This is a genomic window from Hydrogenophaga sp. ZJX-1 (assembly GCF_048590325.1).
Taxonomy (GTDB): Bacteria; Pseudomonadota; Gammaproteobacteria; order Burkholderiales; family Burkholderiaceae_C; genus Hydrogenophaga.
Genome location: NZ_JBMBRA010000004.1, coordinates 586,554 through 602,944 on the forward strand (window position 1 = coordinate 586,554; position 16,391 = coordinate 602,944).

16 protein-coding genes and 1 tRNA gene are annotated in these 16,391 nt (G+C 63.8%); 8 read left to right on the forward strand and 9 right to left on the reverse strand.

Features of this window, described 5'->3' with window-relative positions; genetic code table 11:
• Positions 1-58 precede the first annotated feature (58 nt).
• Positions 59-1,021 carry a hydroxymethylbilane synthase gene (gene hemC, locus ACN5W5_RS14700; RefSeq protein WP_420049281.1) on the reverse strand — a complete coding sequence of 321 codons (963 nt, stop codon included), beginning with the start codon at positions 1,019-1,021 and terminating at the stop codon, positions 59-61.
• Between the two features lie 99 nt (positions 1,022-1,120).
• Here hemC and ppc point away from each other — a divergent pair, with 99 nt between their 5' ends.
• From ppc to ACN5W5_RS14735, 7 genes are all read left to right on the forward strand, one after another.
• Positions 1,121-4,015 carry a phosphoenolpyruvate carboxylase gene (gene ppc, locus ACN5W5_RS14705; RefSeq protein WP_420049219.1) on the forward strand — a complete coding sequence of 965 codons (2,895 nt, stop codon included), beginning with the start codon at positions 1,121-1,123 and terminating at the stop codon, positions 4,013-4,015.
• Positions 4,016-4,188: 173 nt separating this feature from the next.
• On the forward strand, positions 4,189-5,043 hold the full coding sequence (locus tag ACN5W5_RS14710; protein WP_420049220.1) for a 3',5'-nucleoside bisphosphate phosphatase: 855 nt from the start codon (positions 4,189-4,191) through the stop codon (positions 5,041-5,043).
• Positions 5,043-5,951: a DMT family transporter gene (locus ACN5W5_RS14715; RefSeq protein ID WP_420049221.1), complete on the forward strand. Its 909-nt coding sequence runs from the start codon at positions 5,043-5,045 to the stop codon at positions 5,949-5,951. The genes ACN5W5_RS14710 and ACN5W5_RS14715 overlap by 1 nt, the downstream gene beginning before the upstream one ends.
• A 47-nt stretch (positions 5,952-5,998) precedes the next feature.
• Positions 5,999-6,634 carry an L-threonylcarbamoyladenylate synthase gene (locus tag ACN5W5_RS14720; RefSeq protein ID WP_420049222.1) on the forward strand — a complete coding sequence of 212 codons (636 nt, stop codon included), beginning with the start codon at positions 5,999-6,001 and terminating at the stop codon, positions 6,632-6,634.
• An 87-nt stretch (positions 6,635-6,721) separates the two neighbouring features.
• Complete coding sequence (locus ACN5W5_RS14725; RefSeq protein WP_420049223.1) at positions 6,722-7,390, forward strand: site-2 protease family protein; 669 nt, start codon at positions 6,722-6,724, stop codon at positions 7,388-7,390.
• Between the two features lie 18 nt (positions 7,391-7,408).
• Entirely contained in the window at positions 7,409-8,704 is a 1,296-nt protein-coding gene (locus tag ACN5W5_RS14730; protein WP_420049224.1) for a tryptophan--tRNA ligase, read from the forward strand.
• Positions 8,705-8,945: 241 nt separating this feature from the next.
• Positions 8,946-9,539, forward strand: coding sequence for a LuxR C-terminal-related transcriptional regulator (locus ACN5W5_RS14735; protein ID WP_177135568.1), 594 nt, complete (start codon positions 8,946-8,948; stop codon positions 9,537-9,539).
• A 34-nt stretch (positions 9,540-9,573) separates the two neighbouring features.
• On the opposite strand, the gene ACN5W5_RS14740 is transcribed toward ACN5W5_RS14735, so the two are convergent.
• On the reverse strand, positions 9,574-11,013 hold the full coding sequence (locus tag ACN5W5_RS14740) for a sensor histidine kinase (RefSeq protein WP_420049225.1): 1,440 nt from the start codon (positions 11,011-11,013) through the stop codon (positions 9,574-9,576).
• A 92-nt stretch (positions 11,014-11,105) separates the two neighbouring features.
• On the opposite strand from ACN5W5_RS14740, the gene ACN5W5_RS14745 reads away from it, so the two are divergent.
• Positions 11,106-11,197: transfer RNA gene (locus ACN5W5_RS14745), tRNA-Ser, on the forward strand.
• A gap of 207 nt (positions 11,198-11,404) precedes the next feature.
• On the opposite strand, the gene ACN5W5_RS14750 is transcribed toward ACN5W5_RS14745, so the two are convergent.
• The 7 genes from ACN5W5_RS14750 to ACN5W5_RS14780 form a co-directional block, all read right to left on the reverse strand.
• On the reverse strand, positions 11,405-11,632 hold the full coding sequence (locus tag ACN5W5_RS14750; RefSeq protein ID WP_177135566.1) for a hypothetical protein: 228 nt from the start codon (positions 11,630-11,632) through the stop codon (positions 11,405-11,407).
• A gap of 80 nt (positions 11,633-11,712) precedes the next feature.
• Positions 11,713-13,437, reverse strand: a complete 1,725-nt coding sequence (gene soxB / locus ACN5W5_RS14755) for a thiosulfohydrolase SoxB (protein ID WP_420049226.1) — start codon at positions 13,435-13,437, stop codon at positions 11,713-11,715.
• A gap of 121 nt (positions 13,438-13,558) precedes the next feature.
• Complete coding sequence (gene soxX, locus ACN5W5_RS14760; protein ID WP_420049227.1) at positions 13,559-14,209, reverse strand: sulfur oxidation c-type cytochrome SoxX; 651 nt, start codon at positions 14,207-14,209, stop codon at positions 13,559-13,561.
• Positions 14,210-14,224: 15 nt separating this feature from the next.
• Positions 14,225-15,046, reverse strand: coding sequence for a sulfur oxidation c-type cytochrome SoxA (soxA, locus tag ACN5W5_RS14765; protein WP_420049228.1), 822 nt, complete (start codon positions 15,044-15,046; stop codon positions 14,225-14,227).
• Between the two features lie 86 nt (positions 15,047-15,132).
• Positions 15,133-15,444 (reverse strand): thiosulfate oxidation carrier complex protein SoxZ, encoded by a 312-nt coding sequence (soxZ, locus tag ACN5W5_RS14770; protein ID WP_177135562.1) that lies wholly within the window; start codon positions 15,442-15,444, stop codon positions 15,133-15,135.
• A gap of 64 nt (positions 15,445-15,508) precedes the next feature.
• The gene (gene soxY, locus ACN5W5_RS14775; protein WP_420049229.1) at positions 15,509-15,964 is read right to left on the reverse strand and encodes a thiosulfate oxidation carrier protein SoxY; all 456 of its coding nucleotides are present in this window, start codon (positions 15,962-15,964) and stop codon (positions 15,509-15,511) included.
• 31 nt (positions 15,965-15,995) lie between these two features.
• On the reverse strand, positions 15,996-16,334 hold the full coding sequence (locus ACN5W5_RS14780) for a c-type cytochrome (RefSeq protein WP_420049230.1): 339 nt from the start codon (positions 16,332-16,334) through the stop codon (positions 15,996-15,998).
• Positions 16,335-16,391: the final 57 nt, after the last annotated feature.

Sequence of the window (16,391 nt, forward strand, 5' to 3'; positions counted from 1 at the left end):
GATGAGCCGCTCCAGCGGGCTCAAAACGGGCGCCGTGCCGGGCACACCAGACAAGGCGTCAAGCCCCCGCCGCTGGCGGCCGGGCGCCGGCTGCGCGCAGGGCCTGCGCCACGCGCTGCCCCAGGGCTTCGGCCTGCTCCAGCGTCTGCACATCGGCCCGATCACTCACCTGCACCAAGGACAACGCACCTTCCGGGTCCCCCCAGGCCGCGCGCAACACCAGCTGGCCGGCGCCATCTCCAGTCCACTCGGCGTAGGCCGCCAGCGGCATCGAGCAGCTGCCACCCATGGCGCGCGACACCGTGCGCTCAGCGGCCACACGCAACCAGGTGGGCATGTGCACCAGCGGCTTCAGGGCTTCCACCAGATCGCTGCGATCCGCGCGCACTTCGATGCCCAACGCCCCCTGGCCGGCCGCAGGCAATGAGTCGGCGGGTTCAAAAATGTGGCGGATGCGCTCGCCCAGACCCAGACGTTTCAGACCGGCAGAAGCCAGCACGATCGCGTGGTACTGGCCCTCGTCCAGTTTGCGCAGGCGTGTGTCCAGATTGCCCCGCAGCGGCTCGATGCGCACGTCGCCGCGGCCCAGCGCGTCCAGCGCAGCGCGCAACAGCACCAGCCGGCGCAGGCTGGAGGTGCCGACTACAGCCCCTGCGGGCAGTTCGGCCAGCGTCGCGCAGCGGGGCGACACCCAGGCGTCGCGCGGGTCTTCGCGCTCCATCACGCAGGCCAGCGCAAACCCCGCCGGCAGGTCCATGGGCACATCCTTGAGCGAATGCACGGCGATGTCGGCGCGGCCCTCATCGAGCGCCACCTCAAGCTCCTTCACGAACAGACCCTTGCCCCCCACCTTGGAGAGACTGCGGTCCAGGATCTGGTCACCCAGCGTCGTCATGCCCAGCAGCTCGACGCTGTGGCCCAAGTCTTGCAAGAGGGTTTTGACGTGTTCGGCCTGCCACAACGCCAGACGGCTTTCGCGCGTGGCGATGGTGATGGACAGCGCGGAGGATGGGTTTGAAATGGCCACGATGAAGGTTCAAAAAAAGATCAAGCCCTCAGCCTGCGCCGGGAGCATTTTCGTACCCGCTTGGTAACGGGAAAAGCAACTTTGGATGCTAGCATGACCCCTGCCCAAAAAATCAGCAACCCAAGCCTCAGCGCACCCCTGCCCACCATGAGCCGAACGCCTGCCCGACCCGATGCCCCGTCCAACCGCTCAGGTGCCGGACGTGCCAAATCCGGACCCGACAAAGACCAGCCCCTGATCGACGACATCCGCCTGCTGGGTCGTGTGCTGGGTGACGTGATCCGGGAACAGGAAGGCCAGGCCGCCTACGACCTGATCGAGCAGATCCGCCAGCTCTCGGTGGCCTTCCGCCGCCACGCCGACCAGGCCGCCGACAAGGCGCTGAAAAAACTGCTCAAGGGTCTTTCGGGCCAGCAGACGGTGAGCGTGATCCGCGCCTTCACCTATTTCAGCCACCTCGCCAATCTGGCCGAAGACCGCCACCACATCCGCCGCCGCGCGGTGCACGACCGCGCCGGCGACCTGCAGGAGGGCAGCCTGGCCATGACGCTGCAGCGCCTGAAAAAAGCCGGCATCGCGCCGTCCGACGTGGTGCGCACGCTGGCCGCGGCCCACATCTCGCCCGTGCTCACCGCGCACCCCACCGAGGTGCAGCGCAAGAGCATCCTGGATGCCGAGCGCGCCATCGCCCACCTGCTGGCCGAACGAGAACAGTTGCTGCCGCGCGATCACGCCGACTTCGAGGCGCAACTGCGTGCCCGGGTGACGCAGCTCTGGCAAACGCGCCTGCTGCGTTTCACCAAACTCACCGTGGCCGACGAGATTGAGAACGCGCTGAGCTACTACCAGGCCACCTTCCTGACGCAGATCCCACGCATCTACCGCGATCTCGAAGAAGGCCTGGACGACCAGGACGTGGCGCCTTTCCTGCGCATGGGCCAGTGGATCGGTGGCGACCGCGACGGCAACCCCAACGTGACCGCGCAGACGCTGGAACTCGCCTTGCACAGCCAGGCTGACATGGTGCTGCGTCATCACCTCACGCAACTGCACCACCTCGGCGCCGAGCTCTCGGTGTCGGCCATGCTGGCGAGCGTCAGCCCGGCCATGAAGGCGCTGGCCGAACGCTCGCCCGACCAGAACGCCCACCGCCAGGACGAACCCTACCGCCGCGCGCTCACCGGCATGTATGCGCGCCTGGCCGCCACGCTGCACGCGCTGACCGGCGGTGAAGCCGCGCGCCACGCGGTCGCACCGCAAGACGCGTACACCAGCGCCGCCGAACTCCTCGCCGATCTGCGCACCATTGAGGCCTCGCTGGTGACGAACCACGGCGCGGCGCTCACCCGCTCCCGCCTGCGGCCCCTGATCCGCGCGGTGCAGGTGTTTGGCTTCCACCTGGCCACCATCGACCTGCGCCAGAGCTCCGACAAACACGAGGAAGTGGTGGCCGAATTGCTGGCCACGGCGCGCATCGAGGCGGGCTACAGCGCCCTCGATGAAATGGGCAAACGCGCCGTGCTGCTGCGCCAGCTGAACGACGCGCGGCCCCTGCGCGTGCCCGGCACGCCCTATTCGGCCCACACCATGGACGAGCTGGCCATCTTCGACACCGCGCGCAGCGGCCGCGAACGCTTTGGCGCCCAGGCCATCCGCCACGCCATCATCAGCCACACCGAAACCGTGAGCGACCTGCTCGAAGTGTTGCTGCTGCAGAAGGAAGCAGGACTGATGCGTGGCCTGCTCGCCGAAGACGCGGTGGCCGACCTGATCGTTGTGCCGCTGTTCGAGACCATCGAAGACCTGCGCAACGCCGCGCCCATCATGCGCGATTACTACGCCCTGCCCGGCGTGCGCGCCATGGTGCACCGCGGCGCGCACGATGGCTATTGCGAGCAGGACATCATGCTCGGCTATTCCGACAGCAACAAGGACGGTGGCATCTTCACCAGCAACTGGGAGCTGTACCGCGCCGAGATCGCGCTCGTGGAGCTGTTCGACTCGCTCAACAAGGACCACGAGAAATCGATCCAGCTGCGCATGTTCCACGGACGCGGTGGCACGGTGGGCCGTGGGGGCGGCCCGAGCTACCAGGCCATCCTCGCCCAGCCACCCGGCACGGTGCGCGGCCAGATCCGCCTGACCGAACAGGGTGAGGTGATCGGCTCCAAATACGCCAACCCCGAGATCGGCCGTCGCAACCTGGAAACCCTGGTCGCCGCCACGCTGGAGGCCACCCTGCTGCAGGCCACGCGCAACGCCCCCAAAGCCTTCCTCGACACTGCGGCCGAGCTCTCCACGGCGAGCATGGCCGCCTACCGCGCCCTGGTGTACGACACCCCGCGCTTTGCCGAATATTTCTTCGCCGCCACGCCGATCCGTGAAATCGCCGAACTCAACATCGGCTCGCGTCCGGCCTCGCGCAAGGCCACGCAGAAGATCGAGGACCTGCGCGCCATCCCCTGGGGCTTCAGCTGGGGCCAGTGCCGCCTGACACTGCCGGGCTGGTACGGCTTTGGTTCGGCGGTGCACACCTTCCTGCACAAGGACGGCCCCAAGGGTGTGGCCAGGCAAAAGGCGCAGCTGCAGAAGATGGTGAAGCAATGGCCGTTTTTCAGCACCCTGCTCTCCAACATGGACATGGTGATGGCCAAGAGCGATCTCGCGCTGGCCACGCGCTACGCCGAGCTGGTGGAAGACAAGCGCCTGCGCACCAAGGTGTTCACCGCCATAGAAACCGAATGGCACCGCACAGCGGATGCGCTGGCACTGATCACAGGCGAGAAGCAACGCCTGGTCAACAACGCCGCACTGCAGCGCTCCATGCGCCACCGCTTCCCCTACATCGACCCGCTGCACCACCTGCAGGTCGAACTGGTGCGCCGCTACCGGGCGGGTGAAAACCACGCGGACCGCGACGAAAAGGTGCGCCGCGGCATCCACATTTCGATCAACGGTATTGCGGCCGGTCTGCGAAACACGGGGTAACTCCCCGCGAGCGATTGGCTCCCCCCGCGCCGCCAACGGCGTCACCCCCGGGGGGGCAACACCTGCGGCCTGGCAAAGCCCGTTCCGCGGTGTTCTGGGTTGGCACTGCTTCGTTTCTGACGCATCTTCACCTTGCGTCAGCGCGATCAATCGGTCAAACCTAAAATGAAGCCGTGACCCACATCCTCAACGCCGATCTCCATTGCCATTCCGTCGTCTCTGACGGCACCCTCCACCCTGAGGAGCTGGCGCAGCGCGCCAAAGCCAACGGAGTTGAACTCTGGTCGCTGACCGACCACGACGAGATCGGTGGCCAGGACCAGGCCATCGCCGCCGCGCGACAGGCAGGGTTGCCCTACCTCACCGGTGCAGAAGTGTCCGTGACCTTCGCCAACGTCACCGTGCACATCCTGGGCCTGGGTTTTGACCACGCCAATCCGGCGCTGGTCGAAGGCCTGCGCCAGACGCGTGGCGGACGCGAGCAGCGCGCGCGCGCCATGAGCGACGACCTGGCGCGCGTGGGCATCCCGGGCGTCTACGAAGGCGCGCTCAAATACGTCGGCAACCCGGAACTGATCTCACGCTCGCACTTCGCGCGCTACATCGTGGAGGCAGGCTACAGCACCGACACCAATGCCGTGTTCCGGAAATACCTGGCGGAGGGAAAGCCGGGCTATGTACCGCACCGCTGGGCCACCCTGCGCGACGCCGTGGGCTGGATCACGGGTGCCGGAGGCGTGGCCGTGATCGCCCACCCCGGCCGCTACAACCTCACCGCCAACGAAGAGTTCGCGCTGTTCTCCGAATTCAAGGCCCACGGCGGTCAGGGCGTGGAAGTGGTGACCGGTGCCCACGGGCCGGCCGACTATGCCAAATACGCGGGGTTCTGCAGCGAGTTCGACCTGCTCGCCTCACGCGGCAGCGACTTCCACAGCCCGACCGAAAGCCACACCGATCTGGGCAAGCTGCCCGACCTGCCGGGCAGCGTCACCCCCGTGTGGGAGCAGCTCGCAGCGCGTTTCCACTGATGAGCGCCGCCGTTGCCCGACCCGGCGCGCAGGCCGCGCTGGGCATCACGTTCCTGGTGATGGCGGTGGCCTGCTTCGCGGTGCTGGACACCGCGGTCAAGTACGTCGGTGCCTTCGTGCCCATCCTGGTGGCGGTCTGGTTCCGCTACGTGTTCCAGGCCGTGGCCGTCAGCACCGTCATGCTCCCCATGCGCGGACGCAGCCTGCTGCTCACCCGGCACCCGCGCTTCCAGGTGCTGCGCGGCTGTCTGCTGCTGATGGTCAGCGTGCTGTCGTTCATCAGCGTGCAATACATGCCCGTGGGCGAATTCACCGCCTTTGTCATGACCACGCCGCTGGTGATCACCCTGCTGGCGGCGCTGTTCCTGAAAGAGCGCGTCGCACCCATGCGCTGGGCCCTGGTGGGTGGCGGTTTCGTGGGCGCCCTGCTGGTGGTCCAGCCGGGTTGTGACGTGATCGGCTGGGCCAGCCTGTTGCCGCTGCTGATGGTGGTCACCTACGCCTGGTTCCAGATCCTCACCAGCCAGATGGCGCGCACCGAAGACCCGATGACCATGCACTTCTACACGGGCTGTGTGGGCGCACTGGTGAGCACTGCGATTCTGCCTCTGGTCTGGCAAACCATCCCGGACACCAACACCTTCGCCCTGCTCTGCCTGGTGGGCCTCATGGGAACGGTCGGCCACTTCCTGCTCATCCTCGCGTTCGCGCGCGCGCCAGCATCCACACTCACGCCTTTCCTGTACACCCAGATCGGTTTTGCCATGCTGTGCGGCTGGCTGGTGTTCAATCACATTCCGGGTTGGCTGGAACTGACCGGCATCGTGCTCATCGTGGTCTGCGGCGCCACCGCCAGCTGGCTCACCGCGCGCGAACACCGCCTGCCCGTGGAACCACCCGAGGCCTGAACCAGCGGTGCCGTGGTTGTGCCCACGGGCCGCGCACAATACGCACCATGTCCCAGTATTTCGAAGTCCATCCCGAGAACCCGCAACCCCGGCTGCTCAAGCAGGCGGTGCAGCTGCTCGAACGGGGCGGCGTGCTGGCGGTACCCACCGACTCCAGCTACGCGCTGGTCTGCCACATTGACGACAAGGCTGCGGCCGACCGGCTGCGCCGCATCCGCCAGGTCGACGACAAACACCACCTCACACTGCTTTGCCGCGACCTGAGCGAGCTCGCCAGCTACGCCAAGGTGGACAACCGCCAGTACCGCCTGCTCAAGCAGGCCACGCCGGGCCCATACACCTTCATCCTCGAAGCCAGCAAAGAGGTGCCGCGCCGACTGAGCCACCCCTCGCGCAAGACGATTGGCCTGCGCGTGCCGGGCCACAACGCCCTGCTGGCCTTGCTGGACCTGCACAACGGCCCCTTGCTGGCCACCACGCTGATCCCACCCGGCGAGGTGCATCCTCTCAACGATGCGCAGGAGATCCGCGACCGTTTTGAACACGATCTCGCTGGCGTCATCGATGCCGGAGCCTGTCCGCTCGAACCCACGACGGTCGTCGACCTCACGCCCATGGGCACGGGCGGCGAACCCGAGCTGGTGCGCGAGGGGCGCGGGTCGCTGGCCACACTGGGCCTGTAAACCCGATTCCCTGCGCCGCGGGGCCCTGCAGCCGCGGGCACCGCACCCCATCTGGGACAATAGGCCTTTTCCCGCCCAACGCCCCACATGGATTTCGCCCAGATCATTCAAACCGTTGCCCTGTACGCACTGCCGGTGCTGTTTGCCATCACGGTGCACGAAGCCGCTCACGGTTATGCGGCACGGCACTTCGGCGACAACACCGCCCACATGCTGGGCCGCATCACGCTCAACCCGCTCAAACACATCGACCCGGTTGGCACGATCGCGATGCCGCTGTTGCTGTACTTCGCCACCTCGGGCGCCTTCCTGTTTGGTTACGCCAAGCCGGTCCCGGTGAATTTCGGGCGCTTGCGCAACCCGAAACGCGACATGGTCTGGGTCGCCCTGGCCGGCCCGGGCGCCAATCTGGTGCAGGCGGTGATGTGGACCGTGGGCCTGTACCTGCTGGTGGCCGCCGGGGTGGAAGAACGTTTCTTCCTGGAAATGTGCCGCGCCGGCGTGCTGGTGAATCTGGTGATGTTTGCCTTCAACCTGTTTCCGCTGCCACCGCTGGACGGCGGTCGCATTCTGGTGGGCCTGCTGCCCAACCACCTCGCTTACCCGGTCTCGCGCGTCGAACCCTGGGGCTTCTTCATCGTGATGGCCCTGGTCATCACCGGCGTCGTGGGCAACCTCTGGCTGCGCCCGCTCATGATGCTCACCGGTGGCGCGATCGAGCTGCTGCTGACGCCGCTGCGCTTCCTGCTTTTCTAATTTCTGATCTTCCTGTTCATGAGCACCCAACGCGTCCTCACCGGCATCACCACTTCGGGCACACCGCACCTGGGCAACTACGTGGGCGCCGTCCGCCCCACGGTGCGCGCCAGCCGCCTGGCTGCGGTCGAGAGCTTCTACTTCCTGGCCGACTACCATGCGCTGATCAAGGTCGGTGACCCGGCGCGCGTGCAGCGCTCAACGCTGGAAATCGCCGCCACCTGGCTGGCCTGCGGGCTGGACCCGGAGAAAGTCACTTTCTACCGTCAGTCCGACATCCCCGAAATCCCCGAACTCACCTGGCTGCTCACCTGCGTGACCGGCAAGGGCCTGCTCAACCGGGCACACGCCTACAAAGCCTCGGTCGACAAGAACACCGCCAGCGGCGACGAACCCGACAACGGGGTCACCGCCGGCCTCTTCATGTACCCGGTGCTGATGGCGGCCGACATCCTGATGTTCAACGCCCACCAGGTGCCGGTGGGCCGCGACCAGATCCAGCACATCGAGATGGCGCGCGACATCGCGTCGAGCTTCAACCACCTCTACGGCGAACATTTCACCCTGCCCGAAGCGGCGATTGAAGATCATGTGGCCACCCTGCCCGGGCTCGACGGCCGCAAGATGAGCAAGAGCTACGACAACACCATTCCGCTGTTTGCCCCCAAGGAACAGTTGCGCAAGCTCATCATGGGCATCGTCACCGACTCGCGCACCCCCGGCGAGCCCAAGGACACCCAGGGCTCCGCCCTTTTCCAGCTCTACCAGGCCTTTGCCAGCGCCGACGAAACCGCCGTTCTGGCCAAGGCCTACGCCGACGGCATTGCCTGGGGCGATGCCAAGCAGTTGCTGTTCGAACGCCTGGACGCGGAAATCGCGCCCATGCGCGCCATCTACGACGAACTGATCCAGGACCCGGCAAAAATCGAACGTACGCTGCAAGCCGGCGCTCACAAGGCGCGCGCCATCGCCACGCCGTTCACTGCGCGGCTGCGCCATGCGGTGGGCCTTCGCCCTCTGGACAGCCGGCCGACTGCGGCCAAGGTGTCCAAAGCCGCCCGGGCGGCCGCGCCCAGCTTCAAGCAATACCGGGAACAGGATGGCCTGTTCTATTTCAAGCTGCTCGACGCCCAGGGCCAGCTGCTGCTGCAAAGCACCGGTTTTGCGTCACCGCGGGAAGCGGCACAGACCGTCACCCGTTTGCAACAGCAAGGCGCAGGCGCCATCGCCGAGCTGCAAAGCCAGCTGATCGTGGCGGCCGATCCGCAGATGCTGGCACAAGCCCTCGGTTGGTTTTCAACGCCTGCTGACTGACGCAGCCGACCGGATTTCACATTCCCGAACCTGCGACAATATCAGTTGGAGCGAATGCCCACCAGGCACTACCCCAACAAGGCAGCACACCGCGGTGTTTACCGAGTTCCCAACTTCACAGAACCTGGACATCAAAAACTAAAAACAAGGTGTACAAAAGCGCGCTTTTTGCTATCGCCAAAAGCTGCCAATGCCGATATGCTGTCATTCTGAATACAAAACTTAAACAGCAAATCCTGCCATGAGTATCTTTGTCATTGACGATCATCCGCTGATGCGTGAGGCTGTCGTCATGCTTCTGCGTCGTCTCCGATCTTCCACCCAGGTGGTTGAACTGGAGCGACTGGCCACCGTGAGCAAGGCGATCGCTGAACACGGGGAGCCTGAGCTGGTCTGCCTCGACCTGAAGCTGCCCGACACGCACGGCGTCTCTGGTGTGCGCGAAGTGCGCCAGATGCTGCCCGACACGTCGCTGATCGTGCTGTCTGCGTCGCCAGCCTCTGACTACGAAGACCTGGCCCGGGAAGCGGGTGCCGATGCCTACGTCGAAAAATCGGCCGGTGCTGCCCAGATCGGCAAGGTGTTGCGCGAATTCCTGACCGAAGAACCCGAAGACGAAAACGCACCCACCATTCCTGAGAAGCTGTCCAAACGGCAGAAGCAGTTGCTCGTCATGCTGGACCGCGGACTGTCCAACCGCGACATCGCGGAACAACTGCAGATCAGCGAACACACCGTCAAGGTGCACCTGTGGCGCCTGTTCCGCCGCCTCAACGTCAAGAGCCGCTCTCAGGCCAGCCATCTGGCACGCACCGCAGGCCTGCTTGACCTCTGAGCTTCGCCTGTATTTCCTGAAGCAGGTTGTTGCTTCAGCTGGGGGTCTGTGCTGCCGACCGCGGCACCGTGATATCCGTCGCTGTCGCTGATTTCTGCGTGTATGCGGGCAGCAGCACGCGGAACACACTGCCCCGTTCTGCTTCGGAGGACAGCGCCAGCTGGTACCCCATCAGCGTGGTCAGCTTGGAAACGATGGTCAGCCCCAGCCCCAGGCTGTCTTCGGTTCCCTGGTGTTGCGACACCCTGAAGAACTCCTGAAAAATCGCCTGCTGGTGTTCGCGCGCAATCCCCACGCCTGTGTCCCAGACTTCAAAAACCAGCACGTCCTCCCGGCGCCTCAGGCCCAGCAACACGCCACCGCGCCGCGTGTGACGAAACGCATTCGACAACAGGTTGCCCAGAATCCGGCGCAACACCACCGGATCGGCCCACAGGGTCGTGGGCTTGGCATAGGTCTTGAACTTGAGCGACTTGCCCGCCGCAACGGGCTCAAACTGCGTGGCCAGCTCGGCGAAGAGCTGCAGCACGTCGACGTTCTGCAAGCGCACCTTGTAGTTGCCGGCATCGATGCGTGTCAGGTCAAACAGCGAGTCAAACAGCTCGTTGATGGCCCGGGTCGATTGCAGTATCCGCGGCGAGATATCGCGCGCCATCTCCGGCTCGGTGGCCAGCCAGTCTGCGTACAGGCTCAAGGCATGCACCGGCTGACGCAGGTCGTGAGCAGCCGAAGCCAGAAACCTGTTCTTGGTCGCCACGGCCCGGATCGAAGCCCGCGTCTGCTGGGTCAGCGAGTCGATCAGCTCCTGGTTGGAAAACTGCAGTTCGAAACTGGCGCGGTAGATCTGATGCAGACGCTTCCCCGCCACCAGCAAAAGCCACCAGAACACCATCAGCAAAACCATCAAAGCCAGGCTCTGCTCCACCACGGGCGCTGCGTCGGTGGCCCGCAGGGTGTTGAACGCAAGGCCCAGAAAGACCGAGAGCACGAGGGCATGCACGTACCGGCGAAACACCGGCAAATAGGCACTGAAGGCCGTCAGGGTGAGCAGGCCCTGCCCCAGCACCACGATGCCGCAGACGAACTGCGTCGCCGGACTGGCTTTCAGATAGCTCAGCAGCACCCCGCCACCCCAGAGGAAGCCCATGACTCCCCAGGTCCACCGATAGCGCTCGACAAACGCCATGCGCTGCGGCCCTTCGGAGCTGTCGTAGCGCAACTGGTAGATCCCGATCAGACGGTAGCGGTAGACCAGCATGGTCACCAAGAGGCCCGTCCAGATCAGCAAGGAAACAAAGTCCACCTCACCGGCCATCATGAAAATCAGAACCGGCAGCGCCAATGTTGCCGCCAGCAGCGATGGGACCATGTTGTCCATCAGGACGCCAATCAACTGGGCGTTCACCCACTGGTCTCGCACCTCGGGCGAAGCGGGCAGATGCTGGTGGGTCGCGGGTTGGGTGTCGACAAGCATGAATAACCACGAACAGACGGTGGGCCATTGTCACACCGGAAAGCTTGAAAAATGCAGCGCCCGCCTCCTGCTAGAATACTGAGCTTCGACGCGGAGAGGTGGCAGAGTGGTCGAATGCACCGGATTCGAAATCCGGCGTACAGTTTCAACTGTACCGAGGGTTCGAATCCCTCCTTCTCCGCCACAGACTGGTTCTCGGACTTCCCAAGAAGTCCACAAAACCACACACAAGCCCCGTACTCCGGGGCTTTTGTGTTTCTGGATGTCCCCACGGTGCCCGTTCAGCCAACGCTTTCCTGGAGACATATCGGGGGCGCAAACAAAAGAAAATCCCCTTCACAGCCGCGCCGCGAGGGGATTTTTTGCTTGTGACTCAGCGCCCCACGGGTGCTCAGCTGTCGTTGGCCAGCAGGCGGAAGCCTTTGCCACGCATGCAGTGCGCCACCATGAGTTCCTGTTCCGATTTGGCAACCTTGTTCAGGCCCACTTGAAAGCGGCACTCTGACAACTGGGTGTAGGTGTCATCCGAGGAGACGTTGGGCTTGGCCCAAAAGGGTTTTGAAGATGCACAACCCGCGAGCACCAGCACCGCGATCAGCATCCCTGCGTTCTTGATCATCAAAAATTCCTTGGAGAGTAAACAGGCGGGGGGAGCATATCAAACGCGCCATCCGCCTGTTCACGCCAGGGGCAAATCGATCAGGCGGCAATGCCTGGATTGCCCTGCATGCCTTCCACTTTGGGGGTATTGAGCTTGCGCGTGGTGATGGTCTTGTGGCTCTTGAAATAGGTCTCCATCACGTCCCAGATCGGCTCGCCCTTGACACCCTCGGCCACCGGCGCCCAGCCCGCCACCTTGTAGGTCTTGCCGGCTTCGATGGTCTTGCCCTTGAGCATCATGTTGCTGATGCGCTTGCCCGAGCCGGCCTTGGGGTCGCAGGTGTAGGCCAGGCCGCCCACGCGCACCATGTCGCCGCCCTGCTGGTAGTACGGGTCGGGGTTGAACAGGTTGTCGCACACGTCTTCCAGCACGGTCTTGATGGTCTCGCCACTCATTTCGGTGAGCGTGCTTGTCGGGTAGGTGATCGCCACCTGGTCCATCATGAGCTCGCGCGTGATGGCTTGGCCCGGCAGGATGGTGGTGCCCCAGCGGAAGCCGGGCGAGAAAGCCATGTCGGCGCCCTTCACCTCCATCAGCGCGTCCACGATGAGCTGGTCCCACGAGCCGTTGAAGTTGCCGCGGCGGTACAGCAGGCCTTCGGAAACTGCGAGCTTTTCGTCCAGTTTGGCCTTGTAGGGAGCGCGCACCTTGTCGATGTAGGTCTGCATCTCGGCATCGGCCGGCAGCAGGTTGGCGAACACGGGCAGCAGCTTGTAGCGGAAGTCCTGCACCTTGCCACCGCGCACGTCGAAGTCGAGCACGCCGAGGAACTTGCTGTTGGAGCCGGCGTTGGTCACCAGGGTCTGGCCCTTGGCATTTTTTACCACGATGGGCGCGGGCATGCCGTCGTGCGTGTGGCCGCCGAGGATGGCGTCGATGCCGGTCACGCGCGAGGCCATCTTGATGTCCACGTCCATGCCGTTGTGCGAGATGACGACCACGGCCTGCGCGCCCTTGGAACGTGCCTCGTCCACCATCTTCTGCATGTTCTCGTCCTGGATACCGAAGGTCCAGTTCGACACCATGTAGCCAGGGTTGGCGATGGGCGTATAGGGGAAAGCCTGGCCGATCACGGCCACCGGCACGCCGTTCATTTCCTTGATGACGTAGGGCTTGAACACCGGGTCACCGAAGTCGTTGGTCTTGACGTTCTGCGCCAGGAAATCGAGCTTGCCGCCGAAATCTTTCTCGACGATTTCCTGAACACGCTTCTCACCCAGCGTGAATTCCCAGTGCGGGCACATGGCGTTCACGCCCAGCAGCTTGCAGGCGTCGACCATGTCCTGGCCATTGGTCCAGAGCGCGGTGGCGCTGCCCTGCCAGGTGTCACCACCGTCAAGCAGCATGGCGTAGGGGCGGCTGGCGCGCATCTGCTTGATCAGCGTGGCCAGGTGCGCAAAGCCACCGACCTTGCCGTAGGTCTTGGCAGCGCTTTCGAAGTTGAGGTAGGTGAAGGCATGGGCCTCGGGGGTCCCGGGGCGGATCTTGAAGTGCTTGAGCAGGCTCTCGCCCACGATGTGCGGCGGGCGGCCCACGGCCTCGGCCACGCCCAGGTTCACGTTGGGCTCGCGGAAGTAGATCGGCATCAACTGTGCATGGCAGTCGGTGAAGTGCAGGAAGCTGACGTTGCCAAACTTGGGCAGGTCGTACATCGCCTGGCCCGCACCCGGCTTGCCGGCCAGCACATCCTTGTGATCCAGAGCCATGCCGCCCGCGCTGGCCACGGCGAGCACCTGCATGAATTCACGACGACTGAAGCTCATAAACATTCCTTAACAATTGATTGCTGATATTTGCGTCAAAATTTTTTGCCAAAAACCTGCCCCGGTTCGACACCGGGAGCAGGTCGCACCACAGGTCAGGCGTCCTGTGGGCGTGTCTTCGTCACTGGTTCACTGGCGATGCAGGATCCAGCAACAAGGCCATGACATCTCTGATGTTGCTTTCGCTCAGAATGCCTTTGTGACCGGCGCGGGGCATTTGCGAGCAGGCGTTGTAGGCACGCGCGTTCCACAACTTGCCCCAGGTGTACTCCACGATGGCTTTGGATGCCGGGCTGTTGGGGTCTGTCACACCACGGATCTTGCCGTAGTTGTACAGGCTCGGGCCCAGGTTGCCAAAGGAGATTTCCTTCTTGTCCATCTGATGGCAGTTGTAGCAGTTGCCGCCATTGACAGTATCTGCCTTGTCGCTCCAGGTCAGGCCACGACCACTCTGGGCAATTTTCTCGCCGGCCTTCCAGTCGCCCAGGAATTTTCCGTCGCTGGGCATCTTGATGGTCTTGAGCTCTGCCGCTTCAATGGCTTTGGCGGTCTTTTCGTCCAGCGGTTTGCCGGCTACGTCGGCCGCGCTGCAAAGGCGGTTGGCCTCGTCCTGCTTCAAGTAGTCCAGCGTGGCAATGCCCTTGGCACGGAACGAGGTCTTGACGACATCGGCGTGGGTCTTGTCGTAGTCGGCTCCGCCCGCACCGGTGGTGCAAGCGCTCAAGACCAGAGCGGCAAAGGGAATGAGGGCGATAGCAATGGTTTTTTTCATGTTCTCGTCTCCGGTTCAGCGCTTGATGGCGGGTACGATGGACTCGGCACCCTTGGCGTTCACGCCCATGTACACCCCGAGGGCGATGGTGGCGTCGCTGCCGAACTGGGGTTCGGGGAAGCGCTGCTGGCGGTAGCAGTCGTTCAGGCGCTTCTGCATGGTCCACATCTGAGAGTTGGACACGCGGTACGCTGGCCAGGCCGCAAAGCCGATGCCGTCGCCCGGATTCTTGGTCAGGTTGGGCAGGTCCTGCAGGCGAATGCGCCCACCGTCGGTGCCGTGGCAGGTGGTGCAGGCGAAGTCGTGCGGGCCACCACGCTGGAAGAACAGGCGCTTGCCCACTTCGTACATGGTTTTTTCCTTCTCGTGAGCCTGCGAGAGGTTGAAACGCATGCCCTTGGATTGAGTGGCCACGTAGGTGGTGATGGCCACCAGGTTGGCGCCTTCGCCTTTGCCGATGGTGGGCGCGGCCTTGTACAGATCGGCCTCGTTGAAGCCTTGCTGGGTCACCATGCAGTGGATCAATCGGGTTTCCAGATCCATCACCTTTCCGGTGTCCTTGAAGAAGCGCGGCAACTCGGTGAACGCGCCCGCTAGCACGCCAGGCCCCTTGCCCAGGTCGCATTGCTCCAGAGTCACGTTTTTCGGACCACGCTTTTGCTTCCAGAGCTCCTCGCCTTTCATCTCGAAAAGTTCGGCGGGGTTGCCGTCCTGGAGCATTTCACGGTACTTGGCGATGGCGTCAGTCGCCGAATTGCCCTGGGCGGACACGGCGCTCGAAGCCAGAACCAGCGAAGCGGCGGCCAGCAGGCGGCGGTGAACCACTGCATGTTTCATCTGGAAATCTCCTACTTTGTATAGCTATTGAAAAGCCAAAAACGGCCAGCGACTTGCGTGGCTGGCCGCGCTTCACCACAACCCGATCAAGCGATGGCAGCTTCGTCGGTGCGGGAGTCGCCCTTGCTGTCGGTCCACTTCACCACGACCTTGTCGCCCTTGGCGCCGCCCTTGAACTTGAAGGACAGGAAGGGATTCTGCGACACCGAGCCACTGAACATGGCCTTGAGCACGGTCTTGCCGGCGCTGGTGGCTTCCACATCCTTGATGAAGTGGGCGGGGATGAGGGCACCGGCCGCGTCTTTGCGGGTACCGGGTTCCATGGGGTGGGACATGAGCACGCGAACGGTGGTTTCGTCGCCAGCGAGGGCGGCACGGATGCGCATCGGATCAGCCATGATGGACTCCTATCGATTCAAAAAAATATGGTTTGCGGGATTGCGTGGTGTGAGCTCGTGGCGATCAGCCGCCGCAGCCACCCAGCGTCACTTTGGTTTCTTTGGAAGCCGAGAACAGCTTGCCATCGGCCTTGACCACAGCCACCACGTTGGTGCTCTGGCCCATCTTCAGACGGGTCTGCACATCGGCAACGGTGCCGGCGGGGATCATGAAAGCGCACGACAGCGGGGTCGGGTTCTTCTCGACGATGAGGTACATCTCGGTCGTGTTGGGCAGCTTGCTGGTGGCGCCCACGGGCACGACAGCACCGTTCTCAGCGATGTCGGGCGACACCACGGAAACCTGGTCGCTGGCGGCAGCGGTACCACCGATGGCCTTGAGGGCATCTTCCAGGGTCTTGACCTGGAAGCTGGCGTGATCCACGGCGGCCTGGGCCTGGCTCTGGGTCACGAGGCCCAGGGCGATCAGGGAGGCGAACGCGCCAGTGGACTTGATGGCTGTGCGACGGGAACTGTTCATGGGGAACTCCTGAAAAAAAGTGGGGGTGAGTTTACTTATCGGGGGCACCGGCCAGCACCCAGGCGGCGAGCAGCTTGAGCTCGTCGTCTTTCAGTGCCGGCTGGGGCGGCATGGGCACGGGACCGTACATGCCGGAACCGCCGGACTTGATGCGCGCGGCGACTTTGGCTTCTGCATCGGCCTGACCTTTGTGTTTGGCGGCCACCTCCATATAGGCGGGGCCCACCAGCTTCTTGTCCGCAGCATGGCAGGCCAGGCAAGCGCTCTTGGAAGCGAGCGCCTTGGCTGCGGCGGCGTCCACGGCATAGGCACCTGCGGTGACGAGCAGGGCCGAAGCGGCGAGGACAACCTGTTTGAAATCCATCTTCATAGCTTAGGGTCTCCTTTGTAAAAAACGTATGGGGTTAACGATTAAATGCGCATATTT

Excerpts from the sequence above, each read along its gene's own strand:
- ACN5W5_RS14730 (WP_420049224.1), top strand. The coding sequence starts at position 7,409 with ATGAGCACCCAACGCGTCCTCACCGGCATCACCACTTCGGGCACACCG.
- ACN5W5_RS14735 (WP_177135568.1), top strand. The coding sequence starts at position 8,946 with ATGAGTATCTTTGTCATTGACGATCATCCGCTGATGCGTGAGGCTGTC.
- soxY (WP_420049229.1), bottom strand. The coding sequence starts at position 15,964 with ATGAACAGTTCCCGTCGCACAGCCATCAAGTCCACTGGCGCGTTCGCC.
- ACN5W5_RS14715 (WP_420049221.1), top strand. The coding sequence starts at position 5,043 with ATGAGCGCCGCCGTTGCCCGACCCGGCGCGCAGGCCGCGCTGGGCATC.
- soxA (WP_420049228.1), bottom strand. The coding sequence starts at position 15,046 with ATGAAACATGCAGTGGTTCACCGCCGCCTGCTGGCCGCCGCTTCGCTG.
- soxZ (WP_177135562.1), bottom strand. The coding sequence starts at position 15,444 with ATGGCTGATCCGATGCGCATCCGTGCCGCCCTCGCTGGCGACGAAACC.
- ACN5W5_RS14750 (WP_177135566.1), bottom strand. The coding sequence starts at position 11,632 with ATGATCAAGAACGCAGGGATGCTGATCGCGGTGCTGGTGCTCGCGGGT.
- ACN5W5_RS14780 (WP_420049230.1), bottom strand. The coding sequence starts at position 16,334 with ATGAAGATGGATTTCAAACAGGTTGTCCTCGCCGCTTCGGCCCTGCTC.
- ACN5W5_RS14740 (WP_420049225.1), bottom strand. The coding sequence starts at position 11,013 with ATGCTTGTCGACACCCAACCCGCGACCCACCAGCATCTGCCCGCTTCG.
- ppc (WP_420049219.1), top strand. The coding sequence starts at position 1,121 with ATGACCCCTGCCCAAAAAATCAGCAACCCAAGCCTCAGCGCACCCCTG.
- ACN5W5_RS14720 (WP_420049222.1), top strand. The coding sequence starts at position 5,999 with ATGTCCCAGTATTTCGAAGTCCATCCCGAGAACCCGCAACCCCGGCTG.
- soxB (WP_420049226.1), bottom strand. The coding sequence starts at position 13,437 with ATGAGCTTCAGTCGTCGTGAATTCATGCAGGTGCTCGCCGTGGCCAGC.
- ACN5W5_RS14725 (WP_420049223.1), top strand. The coding sequence starts at position 6,722 with ATGGATTTCGCCCAGATCATTCAAACCGTTGCCCTGTACGCACTGCCG.
- soxX (WP_420049227.1), bottom strand. The coding sequence starts at position 14,209 with ATGAAAAAAACCATTGCTATCGCCCTCATTCCCTTTGCCGCTCTGGTC.